Origin of the sequence: Faecalicoccus acidiformans, assembly GCF_014202635.1 — a bacterium.
Classification (GTDB): Bacteria; Bacillota_I; Bacilli_A; order Erysipelotrichales; family Erysipelotrichaceae; genus Faecalicoccus; species Faecalicoccus acidiformans.
The window spans coordinates 44,149-56,882 of the sequence record NZ_JACHHD010000004.1 but is presented as its reverse complement, the minus strand read 5'-3'; the positions used below and the strand labels follow the sequence as shown (position 1 = coordinate 56,882).

Genomic DNA, 12,734 nt, shown 5'->3' with positions numbered 1-12,734 from the left:
CGTCTATACTATAAATAAAGTTAAATAAGGAGGAGCTTAAATATGGCTGTAACTATTGATAAAGATGCTTGCATCGGATGCGCTGCTTGCGTTGGTGGATGTCCTGTAGGGGCACTTTCTATGGATGATGAAGGAAAGTCTACTTGTGACGAAGGAACTTGCATCGACTGCGGTTCTTGCGTTGGAACTTGCCCTGTAGGAGCTATTTCTCAGTAATTATCGATAGGTGAGGCCAGGCCGAGTGCTTGGCTTTTTTTTTGAATAAGATACAAAACTTTTAATATTATTAGGAGGTTTTCATGAAACTAAGACCGGATTGGATCTTGCCTGATTTGAATGAAGCGAGAAAACGATCAAATAGCCCCGTACCACGATTTGACCAATTTGTGATTCCTGAAGAGGCAAAGTGGATGGGTCAAAACAAGACATATTATATTTCTACTTATGGCTGTCAAGCCAATGAACGAGATAGCGAAACATTGGCAGGAATTTTAGATTCTTTAGGATTTACAAAAAGTGAATCCCCTGAACATGTTGATGTCATTTTAATCAATACGTGTGCCATTCGTCAAAATGCAACAGAAAAAGTATTGGGTGAAATCGGAAATTTCAAACGTTTGTATCGTGAAAACGAAGATCTTGTGATCGGTGTTTGTGGCTGTATGTCTCAAGAAGAGGGCTTTGTTGAGAATCTACTTTCTAAATATCCGCAAGTTCGCTTGATTTTTGGGACACATAATATTCAAGATCTTCCGACCATGTTGTATGAAGTAATGCATGAACAAAAACGCGTTGTTAAGATTTATTCCAAAGAAGGGGAAGTTTACGAAAATTTACCAGTTCATCGTTTTGGAAAAACGAAAGCTTGGGTCAATATCATGTACGGGTGCGATAAATTTTGTACCTATTGTATCGTGCCTTATACGCGTGGGAAACAACGATCTCGTCAGATGCATGAGATTCTTAATGAAGTACAAGAACTTAAACAACAAGGTTATAAAGAAATCACTTTACTGGGACAGAATGTAAATGCCTATGGGAAAGATATCGATCCAAATCTTAACTTTGCAGATTTATTAGAAGCTTGTGCAAAGACAGGTATCCCTCGAATTCGTTTTACGACATCTCACCCTTGGGACTTCTCCGATGATATGATCGATGTGATTGCTCGATATGACAATGTAATGCCTTTTGTCCATTTGCCGCTGCAGTCTGGAGATTCTGAAATTTTACGAAGAATGGGGCGACGTTATACACGAGAGTCTTATCTTGAACTCTTTTATAAAATCAAAGACCGGATTCCTAATGTTTCGATCAGTACAGATATTATTGTAGGGTTTCCGAATGAAAGTGATGAGCAGTTTGAAAATACGATTTCTTTAGTGGAAGAGTGTAAATTTGATAACTGTTATACGTTTATCTTTTCGGCTCGCCCTGGAACACCAGCGAGCATTATGGATGATCCAATCGATATGGATACAAAGTCAAAACGTCTGGCACGTTTAAATAAAATATGGAATCAGTATGCTCTTGAAAAAAACAGAGCATATGAAGGCAGAGTAGTGACTGTGCTGGTGGATGGCTTCAGCAAGAAAGATAATCATGTTTATTCAGGTTATACAGATACAAATAAACTAGTTAATTTTACGGGTCACAATATAGAGCCAGGAACTTTTGTGCAAGTTCGTATCACAAAGGGAAAAACATTCTCTCTCGATGGGGAAGCCATATGATATAATAAATTAAGAAACGAGGAAATATGAAAACAAATAATAAAAAACAAAACCTCAAAGAAACAATACGGATTTTTGCGTTAGGCGGCTTGGATGAAGATGGAAAAAATATGTTGGTCGTTGAAATTGACCAGGATATCTATATCATTGAGGCAGGTATCAAATTCCCGGATGAGAAAGAATCTTTAGGGATTGAATTTATAGTTCAAGATTTTTCTTATTTGATTGAGAATCAAGATCGGATCGCCGGCATATTTATCACCCATGGCCATGATGATGTGATGGGAGCATTGCCTTATCTGATGAAAAATATAAAAGCCAATATTTATACTTCTCCTCTAGCCAGCAAAGCCATCCATAAAGCTTTTCGTAAAGAAAGAATCACAGGTGCAAAGATCTATACCATTAAAAGACACGATAATAGAAAAATCGGAAATCATAAGGTCGTCTTTTTTCCAGTGACTCATGCTTATCCTGGTACGTTTGGCGTTGCAATCTCTTCTCAACAGGGATATATCGTTTATTCGGGCGAGTTTATTGAGGATTATGATGATCTTCATGACAGTTATCGTGGAGACTTTACTACATGTACTAAACTTGGAAATGAAGGAGTCCTGGTTCTTTTACAAGAAAGCAAAGGTGCTGAAAGGACAGGTCATACTTCACCGAATCATCGTGTTGAAGATCGTTTTGCACGTGTGCTGGAACAAAATGAGCACAATCGGGTATTTATCAGTGTCTATACACAAAGCGTATATCGGATTCAGGAGATCATAGATGCCTGCATTCGTTATCAGCGTCCCATGATATTTTATACTAAAGAATTAAGGGATCTGATTGGAAATTTGGAAGAAATGGGGTTCTCCATTCCTCATGAACTGATTTTGGATCCTTCTATGATCAAGACGCAGAAAACAGATGTCGTAGTTATCATCAGTGGTCAGGGCAAGTCTTTGTTTAAGACATTGTCAAATATAGCCAATGATGAAGTAGAAGACATCGATTTTGATCAAAATGATGTGGTTGTCATTGCTTCGCCGGTGATTCCAGGTGTCGAAAAAGTCTTTAAGTCCATGGAGAATGACATCTATAAAGAAGAAGGGCAGATTCTTGTTTTAGATAAGAATGTTTTAAGCATGCACCCTTCGAAAGAAGACTTGAAGATGATGATCTTTTTGACTAAGCCAAAGTATTATATTCCAGTCAAGGGCGAATATCGTCATCTTTATATGAATTCTCAAATCGCAATGGAAATGGGCTATAGTCCTTCTCAAATCATTTTGTTGGATAATGGCCAAGTGGCGACATTTGAAAACCAAAAATTACGTTCTTGTTCGATGGAACTGGAATTGCACGATGTCATGATCGATGGAAAAGAAAACTGGGATATGGCAGGTGTCGTCTTGAAAGATCGAGAGATCCTCTCTACTGATGGCGTTATGATCTTGGCGATAGGTTTAGATGCCAAGACGAAAAAGATCATCAATGGTCCAGATGTGCAAACACGCGGACTGATCTATGTAAAAGATGCAGAGTATATTACGACAGATGTCGCAAAGATCATGGAAGAAACCATTAATGAAGCCGTGAAGAATAAAACGTATGAGAATATGCAAACACGCAATGAGATTCGTGATAAAATTTCAAAGTATTTATTTAAACAGACCGCAAAAAGACCGATGGTCTTACCGGTTATCCTAGAAATCAATCAATAGAAGGAGTTGGTGAAATGGCGGCAGCCAAATCAAAAAGTAAATCAAACACCCGCTCAAAATCAACAAGAAGAAATAAAAAGACTAAGACACAGGCAGCCAGGAACGACACAAATCTTGTCCGCGTGTGTCTTCTCCTTTCTTGCGTTGCTTTGAGCATCATTGCTTTGTTTCAATTTGGTGTTGTAGGAAAGATCATCTTTCATTTGATCTCACTTTTTATCGGAAATCTGACAATACTCTTTTTATTGATGGTCACGCTTTTCTGTGTTCTGGATCTCTTTCGTTTTGATTTTCGAAAAATCAACACACGTTATTGGACTGCCATATTGTTGGCAATGATCGGCTGGTTATTGCTGCAGGGGCTCCATGAATTGACACAAGGACAAAGCTGGAGTGCGCTTCAATCCATCATCAGTGATTTATTTGCATATATACGAGGAGTCAACATTACCCGTTGTGGTTTATTAGGGGCTCTGATTGTCGGGATGCTTCACAGCTTGTTTGATTCTACTGGATGTTATGTAATTCTTATTTTTTTATTTTTGATCGCAATCTTCTTGTTTGGTTATGATCATATGGTTCAGGCAATTCGAAATCGGCAATCGAGTTCTAAAGAAAAACCGAAACAGGCTAAAGTTGCACCGAAACGAAAGAACAAACATCAACAGACAGATTCAACGGATCCATCCTCAATATTTCTTGATATCGATCCTGAATTGACTCTGCCAGAAGCCGAACCCGAAGTTCTGGAACCGGCCTATCATACGGTCATGGATGCCAAAGAAGAAGAAGACTTTGATGTTGGTTCAAAGCCCATACAATCGGAACCCGCAGAATATATCGCAAATGAAGAAGAAGCCTATGCGAATTATCGCTTGCCACGGTTCACGATTTTAAACGATATCTTGAAACGTTCAAAAAAGAACAATGTAAATTCACAAACTGCCAAAATTCAAGGACAGAAGTTGATTTCGATCCTTCATGAATTTGGAGTTGAAGCGACCCTGGTTCAAGTCCATATTGGACCAAGCGTCACAAAATTTGAAGTTCGCCCCGAGACTGGCGTTCGAGTCAATAAAATCAGCAACCTTCAATACGATATCAAAATGGCGCTTGCTGCTAAAGATATCCGCATTGAGGCTCCGATTCCAGGTAAAAACGCAGTCGGGATTGAGATACCGAATGTTGAGAAGACGGAAGTGCAGATCAAAGAGCTGTTATGCAACATTCCAAAATCTATGAATGAAAAGAAACTTCTATTTTGTTTGGGCAAGGATTTGATGGGAAACTCAGTTTACGGTGAATTGGATAAAATGCCACATCTTTTGATTGCAGGAGCCACAGGCTCTGGTAAATCTGTTTGTGTCAATTCAATCATCTCTTCTTTTCTGATGCGCACTCGTCCCGATGAAGTAAAATTAGTGCTGATTGATCCTAAAAAGGTTGAATTTACGCCATATAATGATGTACCTCATTTGCTGGCGCCCGTTATTACTGATGGAGACTTGGCAAATAAAGCGCTGAAAGTTATTGTCAATATTATGGAACATCGATACGATCTGTTTGGCCGTTTAGGTGTTCGTAATATTCAGTCTTATAATGAGCAAGTTCTAAATCATCCTGGTGAAAGCCTTCGCCCTTTGCCTAGAATTGTGATTATTATTGATGAATTAGCCGATTTAATGTTGGTCGCAGCTAAAGAAGTTGAGTCCAGTATCCAGCGAATTACACAATTGGCTAGAGCTGCCGGCATTCATTTGATTGTTGCGACACAGAGACCAAGTGTAGATGTGATCACAGGTGTTATTAAAGCGAACATTCCTTCGCGAATTGCCTTTGCGGTCAGTTCGGCAACAGATTCCAGGACGATTTTGGATCAAGCAGGAGCAGAACGCTTGCTCGGGTATGGGGATATGTTGTATCTTCCTAATGGGGAAAGCACGCCAAAACGAATCCAAGGAGTTTTTGTCCATGATGAAGAAGTCAATCGAATTGCTCAATATGTTAAAACGCAAGCATGTCCACATTATGATGATGCGTTTATACAACTTAAGGATCTACAAAACCAGGGAGGCGAAGTCTCTGGCGAGTGTTTAGATCCGCTCTATGAACAAGTTAAAAGTTTTGTGATCCAGTCACGAAGAGCCAGCACTTCATTGATTCAGAGAAAATTTTCAGTTGGATATTCTCGAGCTGCTCGATTGATTGATGCATTGGAAGAGCAGGGCATTATCGGCCCGGCCAACGGTTCAAAACCTAGAGCCATTCTTGTAAAAAATACTTTAGAAGATTCAGATGAAGAATAGGAGAATACTGAAATGAATATCTTTTTAAATTCCAGCGGAATCCAAGAGGAAGGATCCTGTGTTTCAAAAGCTGTTAGTCTGGGAGATTTTGTCTATGTCAGCGGTCAAACCGGAAAGGGAAATACTATTGCTGAACAAACGATATCCTGTGCTAACGCTTTAATGGATGCTGTTGAACCCTTTGGTTTAAAAATGCATCATCTTGTTAAATTTACCGTATATTTAAAAAATCTAGATGACAAAAAAGAGTTTTTAGATGTATTTTCAAAGTTTATAGAGCCTCCATTTCCTTCTTGTACATTGATACAAGCGGATCGACTAGAGAACGATGCTCTAGTATGTATAGAAGCCTTGGGTGTAAATACATTACGCTATGAGAAAGCCCAAAAGGAACACAGTTGTTCTGGAGGATGTTCTCATTGTGATGGAGATTGTCAAAATTAAAGATCTAAAGTTTTGATATATCTTCGAATTGCTCGTATATTATCTTTGATTCGTTGAGGATGTTCACATTCTAAACATGTATGATCTTTAAAAACGATCGTACATGTTTTTTTGTGCTCGATGAAACCTTCAATGTTTTCATAACAGATCCATGTATTCGTAGGGTCTTTCAAGGATTTGATTGGAAAATAGATTTCGTGAGGGTTTTGATTGACAACAATAGGGATAAAGCGAGATTTATTCATCAATATACGAAAAGCATCTCGTCTTCCTTCCAGTGTGGAGCCATGAAGGATACAAAGATGATCTAAGAAATGATGCATACTGGAATCAGGTACATATTCTTGGATATCTTCTTTTACTTTACAGACTGAACTGGTGGCATAATCATAATATAGATAATTATCTGACATAAAAAACACCTCTTTAGTCTTTATTCTATAGAGGTGTTCTTACGAATTTATTACATCCACTTAATTTTATTTTCTGTTGCATTCATTATTTTTTGAATATTAGAGCGATGTCGATAGATAATCAGGAACATCATGAGCCAGCTGGCTAGAATAATCATCAAATTATTCAAATCGAGCGAGAGAATTTGTGCCGTAATATACATACAGCTTGAAATAGAACTTGCAATGCTTGCCAAAGACACGTATTTAAACAGATACAATATCACAAGAAACATGCCTAATGGAACAAGGGCATAGCTGATATCATGGAATGTAAATAACCATAATGAGACTAAAAAGCCAAACATCGTACTGACGGCTTTTCCGCCTTTAAAATGAGCAAATACTGGATAACAATGACCTAAACAACAAGCGACTCCACACCAGATACTGCAAGCCTCGCTTTGCAAGCTGGCAAGCCCCATGGCAAGGACTACCTTTAAGATGTCACAAGCTATGACAGCAATTCCGGCATTTCGTCCTAAAACTCTACCGGCATTGGTGCCTCCAAGATTGCCGGAACCATATTGTCTTATATCTGTTTTATAGAACACTTTTCCAACGACAAGAGCAAATGGAATAGAGCCTAAAATGTATCCCATTACTATACAAATTAATAAAACCAGAAAACTCATGATCGATCACCTTTTCATTTCTTCCTTATTTTATCAGTTTTTGCACTAAATGAAAATCCACGGTATGCGATTTGAGGAATCTTTTTGAAAAATACAGATTTTTACCTTATAATCATAGATTGTTGAAAGGATGATCAGATGCCTAAAAGTTCTTATGATGAAAATAGTATAGTGATATTGGAAGGTCTGGATGCAGTACGAAAACGCCCAGGTATGTATATCGGATCAACCGACAGCCGCGGACTACATCATTTAGTTTGGGAGATTGTCGATAATGCAATTGATGAAGCATTAAATGGTTATGGAAATAAGATTCAGATTACTTTGAATAAAGATAATAGCGTTACCGTTGAGGATCACGGCAGAGGAATGCCGGTAGGGAAACACAAATCTGGTGTCAGCACTTTAGAAGTCATTTTTACTGTACTTCATGCTGGCGGTAAATTTTCTAGCTCAGGAGGCTATCAAAGTGCCGGAGGTTTACACGGAGTTGGCGCAAGTGTTGTCAATGCTTTGAGCAGCTGGTGTAAGGTAACGGTCTATGATGGAAAAGATGTATGGAGCCTTTTATTTGAAGATGGTGGTAAAAAAATTGGAAAATTGAAAAAAATAGGCAAGACAAATCGTACTGGAAGTACAGTTCAGTTCTTACCGAACCCTAAAATCTTTAAACAAAATATATTTTCCTATTCCAAAATATGTGAAAGAGCTCAAGAAGATGCGTTTCTATTAGAGGGCTTAGAAATGGTTGTCACTGATCTTCGAAACAGAAAAAGAGAAACTTCCTATAAATATGAAAATGGTCTTCAAGCCTTTATTCAGGAAATTGATCAAGATCATGTACCAATGCATGAGCCAGTCAGTTTTGAAGGACAATCAAATGGGATCCGTATTCGCGGGTGCTTTCAGTATACTGATGATTATCAAGAAAACGTCTTTAGTTTTACCAACATGGTTCGAACGCGAGATGGCGGCAGTCATGAAGTGGGTGCCAAATTAGCATTTACGAAAGTTTTTAATGAGTACGCCAGAAAGAATGGTTTTTTGAAAGACAAAGATAAAGGCTTTGAAGGAAATGATATTCGTGAAGGTCTGACTCTTGTCATTAATTTAACCATTCCGGAAAATCTTCTCCAGTTTGAAGGACAGACAAAAGAAAAATTGGGAACACCGGAGGCTAAGCCGGCGACTGAATCGATAGTCAGTGAAAATCTTCGTTATTTTTTAGAAGAGAATAAAGAAACTGCAAATGCTCTTGTACGTAAGATCTTAAAAGCGGCCAGCGCGCGTATAGCCGCAAGAAAAGCCCGTGAGGAGGCCAGAAAAGGAAAAGGAAATAAAAAATCTGAACGAGTACTCTCAGGTAAATTGGCCAATGCCCAAAGCAAAGACGCACGTCGTAAAGAATTATATCTTGTCGAAGGTGATTCTGCTGGCGGAAGTGCCAAACAAGGGCGCGACTCAAAGTATCAGGCCATCCTTCCTCTGCGTGGAAAAGTATTAAATACCGAAAAAGCTAGTTTGGAAAATATTGAAAAGAACGAGGAATTGAATACGATCATCCATGCCTTGGGGGCTGGGGTTGGAAAAGATTTCAATGCTGAAGACTCCAATTATTATAAAGTTATTATCATGACCGATGCGGACGATGATGGAGCTCATATTCAGAATCTTTTACTTACTTTCTTTTACCGATACATGCGAGATTTGATCGATCATGAAATGTTGTATATCGCTTTACCGCCTTTATATCGAATCGCAAAAGGGAAAGAAGAATACTACCTTTATACCGATGATGAACTAGAAGATAAGAAACAAGAACTAAAAAAAGGGTATACGATTACTCGATACAAAGGACTTGGGGAAATGAATGCGTCACAGTTATGGGATACAACGATGAATCCGGAAACCAGAACTTTACTGTGTGTGACGATTGAAAATGCAGTTATGGCTGAACGCCGCGTGCATGAGCTTATGGGTGATAAAGCAGAGCTTCGCCGAAACTGGATTGAAGATAATGTCGTTTTTACACTGGAAGACGATTATGCAAAGGAGGTGCGTCATGAAAAAGAATAATGGCATACATCAAGAGCATATCTTAAAAAATTCATTAGAAGATATCATGGCGGACCGCTTTTCCCGGTATTCAAAATACATCATTCAAGAGCGTGCTCTACCTGATGCGCGCGATGGATTAAAACCTGTGCAGCGTAGAATATTATATGCGATGTTTGAGGATGGAAACACTTATCAGAAGCCATACCGTAAAAGTGCCAAGACCGTTGGTAATGTCATTGGTAACTATCATCCTCATGGAGACAGTTCGGTTTATGATGCGATGGTGCGTTTATCTCAGCCTTGGAAGATAACTCATCCGCTGGTGGATATGCAAGGGAACAACGGATCCATTGATGATGACCCTGCGGCTGCTATGCGATATACTGAGGCTCGACTATCTAAAATCAGTGATTTTCTTTTGCAAGATATTCAAAAAGATACGGTTCAATGGGCTCCTAACTTCTCAGATGAAAAAATGGAGCCAACTGTTTTACCGACTCGTTTTCCAAACTTGTTAACGCATGGTATTTCTGGAATTGCAGCCGGTTATGCGACTAACATTCCACCACACAACCTGAATGAAGTCATCCAGGCGGCTATTTATCGTATTCAAAATCCAGAATGTTCATTAGAGGAACTGATGCAGTTTGTAAAAGGGCCAGATTTTCCAACTGGTGGAATTGTTATGGGAATCGATGGCATCAAAGAGGCTCTTTCGACAGGAAAAGGGAAGATTTTGATTCGCTCTAAAGTTCATATGGAAGAAACGAGGACAATCAAACAGTTGATTGTAACAGAAATTCCTTACGAAGTAATCAAGAGTCAGTTGGTCAAAAAGATTGACGATATCCGTTTGAACAAAGGAGTGGACGGGATTCTAGATGTTCGGGATGAAAGCGATCGAAATGGCTTGCGTATCGTTGTCGATCTGAAAAAGGATGCCAGCGATGAATCTATTTTAAATTATTTATATAAAAATACGGATTTACAGATTTCTTATACTTACAACATGATCGCAATCGTCAACAAGGCACCTGTACAGATGTCTCTAGCGACAGCATTGGATTCCTTTATCAGTCATCGGGAAGAGGTTGTTTTGCGTCGCAGCCGATTTGACTTAAATGCCAAAAGAACTCGCGCTCATATATTAGAAGGTCTGATCAAGGCAGTGTCAGTTATGGATGAAATTATTGTCTTGATTCGTTCCTCCAAAGATAAGCAGGATGCGAAATATCGTTTGATGGAACGATTCTCTTTTACAAATGAACAAGCTGAAGCAATCGTTACGATGCGGTTGTATCGTTTGACGCATACGGATATTCAAGAATTACGAGATGAATATGATTCTTTACAAAAAGAGATACGCTTTTTGGAAGGAATCATCTCAAGTCGAACAAAACTACACAGTCTTTTAATCAAAGAATTAAAAGAAATGAATACAATTTTTTCATCTCCGCGCCGATCGTTGATTCAAAATCAAATCGAAGAGCTTGTGATTGATCCTATGGCGATGATTGCTGATGAGCAAGTGATGGTAACCATGACTCGAGATGGTTATGTAAAAAGAGTAAGTCTGCGTTCTTATAATGCATCAGGTGATGCCATGAGTGGACATAAAGACGGAGATCCCATTTTATTTTCTGGACAATGCAGTACTCGTTCTACACTTCTTTTCTTTACTAATCGAGGAACCTATGGTTATTTGCCGGTATATTCCATCGAAGAAGCGAAATGGAAGGACCTTGGCAAACATTTGAATAATTATTTAAAGATCGAATCAAATGAAAAGATTATTCAGGCGTTGATTCTTGATCAGTTTGAAAAGAATGTTGATATCATTTATGCTTCCCGTTATGGAATGATCAAGAGAACTGCATTTCATGAATTAAAAGTGTCTCGTGCAAATAAAACAATCTTATGTATGAAGATTGGTGTAGCCGATGAGATGATTGCGGCGATTCCGTCTTTCCATCAAGATGACAAGATTCTATTGGCGACGACGAATGGTTTTGCCCTTTCGTATGGCGTTGATCAAGTTCCTGTTGTCTCTTTGCGTTCCAAAGGTGTCAAAGCCATGAATTTGGAATCAAAGGATTCTATTTCTTGTGTGTGTATTTTAACGAAAGACGATGGACAAGTTTTGTTTATGACACAAAAGGGGCAGATGAAACGATTGAAGAAGGCTCAGATTCCAGAATTTCGACGTCCGGCCAAAGGAAATCGAATTTGTAAGTTTGTAAAATCGAATCCAAGTCAGGTTTATTATTTACAGCCAGTAAAAGATCTTCAAGCTCCTGTTGTGCTGGATGCCAAAGAAAGAGTCACGGTTTTTCCAGCTTCTGTACCTCTTATGAATCCAGAATCTACATTCTCAACTCCTTACGGTCTGATTGAAAACTTTGTGGTTTCATCCACTCTAGAAACGATCGAGGATGGAGAATGGATTCATGAGAAAGAGACACAACAAATGACTTTATTTGAGGTTGATCATGACGAAAAATAAAGCTAATTTTGTATGTCTGCTGGTTGCAGCTATTTGGGGTGGGGGCTTTATCGCCACCGATGCGGCACTCTCTACCTTTGATCCTTTCACTGTTTTATGGATCCGTTTTCTTGGAGCCAGCATCGTTAGCTGGTGTGTTGTAAAAGTAAAAGGATGTCATATCAATCGAGAGGCCTTAAAAAAAGGTGCTCTATCTGGTATCTTTTTGTATGCAGCTTTTGCGTTTCAAACATTTGGTCTGGATTTGACAAATACAGGCCAGAATGCTTTTTTGACGGCTGTTAATGTTGTTCTGGTTCCATATATTGCTTGGATCCTGTTTCATAGACGTCCATTGCGCATACAGATCCTTGCCAGCGTTGTCTGTTTGTGCGGCATTGGTTGTTTGTCTCTATCACAAGGATCGATTTTATTATCTTTTGGAGATCTATTATCTTTGATTTGTGCATTCTTTTTCGCGTGCCATATTTTGTCTTTGGAGTATTCCTCAAAAGATCAAGACGTCACGGTGATTAACGCAGTCCAGATGAGCATGGCTGCTTTACTCTCTATACCAGGTTGTTTCTTATTGGAAACTTGGCCAACACATATTTCTGTGGACGCAATCTTAAGTTGCCTTTATATGATTTTAGTGGCAACTTGGTTAGCTTTTCAGCTACAGACATTTGCTCAAAAATACACCGATGCAGCCAGTGCCAGTGTGCTTTTGTGTACGGAATCTCTATTTGCGAATGTTTTTGGCTTCTTACTATTGCATGAGCAAAAGTCGATCGTGATGCTCGTTGGAGGTTTATTGATCTTTTCTTCAGTTTTGCTGGTTGAAGGATCGGATCTCTTTCAAAGAAATCGAACTTTCAAACGGTTGTCAAAAGAATAAAAAAATAGTAA

Annotated in this window: 10 protein-coding genes; 8 read left to right on the top strand and 2 right to left on the bottom strand. The window is 38.9% G+C overall.

The features are described from left to right. Nucleotides 1-42: 42 nt before the first annotated feature. From HNQ43_RS02770 to HNQ43_RS02750, 5 genes are all read left to right on the top strand, one after another. Nucleotides 43-216 carry a 4Fe-4S binding protein gene (locus tag HNQ43_RS02770; RefSeq protein WP_183374552.1) on the top strand — a complete coding sequence of 58 codons (174 nt, stop codon included), beginning with the start codon at nucleotides 43-45 and terminating at the stop codon, nucleotides 214-216. An 83-nt stretch (nucleotides 217-299) separates the two neighbouring features. Then, a complete protein-coding gene (gene miaB / locus HNQ43_RS02765; protein WP_183374550.1) occupies nucleotides 300-1,733 on the top strand; it encodes a tRNA (N6-isopentenyl adenosine(37)-C2)-methylthiotransferase MiaB in 1,434 nt (477 codons plus the stop codon). Between the two features lie 26 nt (nucleotides 1,734-1,759). Beyond that, a complete protein-coding gene (locus HNQ43_RS02760) occupies nucleotides 1,760-3,448 on the top strand; it encodes a ribonuclease J (protein ID WP_183374548.1) in 1,689 nt (562 codons plus the stop codon). Between the two features lie 14 nt (nucleotides 3,449-3,462). Next, entirely contained in the window at nucleotides 3,463-5,754 is a 2,292-nt protein-coding gene (locus tag HNQ43_RS02755) for an FtsK/SpoIIIE family DNA translocase (protein WP_183374546.1), read from the top strand. Between the two features lie 12 nt (nucleotides 5,755-5,766). Further along, the gene (locus tag HNQ43_RS02750; RefSeq protein ID WP_183374544.1) at nucleotides 5,767-6,198 is read left to right on the top strand and encodes a RidA family protein; all 432 of its coding nucleotides are present in this window, start codon (nucleotides 5,767-5,769) and stop codon (nucleotides 6,196-6,198) included. Here the strand turns inward: HNQ43_RS02750 and HNQ43_RS02745 are convergent. Continuing rightward, a complete protein-coding gene (locus HNQ43_RS02745) occupies nucleotides 6,195-6,611 on the bottom strand; it encodes a competence protein ComK (RefSeq protein ID WP_183374543.1) in 417 nt (138 codons plus the stop codon). The genes HNQ43_RS02750 and HNQ43_RS02745 overlap by 4 nt on opposite strands. A 50-nt stretch (nucleotides 6,612-6,661) precedes the next feature. Then, nucleotides 6,662-7,285, bottom strand: coding sequence for a glycerol-3-phosphate 1-O-acyltransferase PlsY (plsY, locus tag HNQ43_RS02740; protein WP_183374542.1), 624 nt, complete (start codon nucleotides 7,283-7,285; stop codon nucleotides 6,662-6,664). Between the two features lie 138 nt (nucleotides 7,286-7,423). On the opposite strand from plsY, the gene parE reads away from it, so the two are divergent. Genes parE through HNQ43_RS02725 form a run of 3 tightly spaced genes read left to right on the top strand, consistent with a single transcriptional unit; the run spans nucleotide 7,424 to nucleotide 12,723 of the window. Continuing rightward, a complete protein-coding gene (parE, locus tag HNQ43_RS02735) occupies nucleotides 7,424-9,361 on the top strand; it encodes a DNA topoisomerase IV subunit B (protein WP_183374541.1) in 1,938 nt (645 codons plus the stop codon). Beyond that, nucleotides 9,348-11,846, top strand: a complete 2,499-nt coding sequence (gene parC / locus HNQ43_RS02730) for a DNA topoisomerase IV subunit A (RefSeq protein ID WP_183374540.1) — start codon at nucleotides 9,348-9,350, stop codon at nucleotides 11,844-11,846. The genes parE and parC overlap by 14 nt, the downstream gene beginning before the upstream one ends. Then, nucleotides 11,833-12,723, top strand: a complete 891-nt coding sequence (locus HNQ43_RS02725; protein ID WP_183374539.1) for a DMT family transporter — start codon at nucleotides 11,833-11,835, stop codon at nucleotides 12,721-12,723. The genes parC and HNQ43_RS02725 overlap by 14 nt, the downstream gene beginning before the upstream one ends. Nucleotides 12,724-12,734 lie beyond the last annotated feature (11 nt).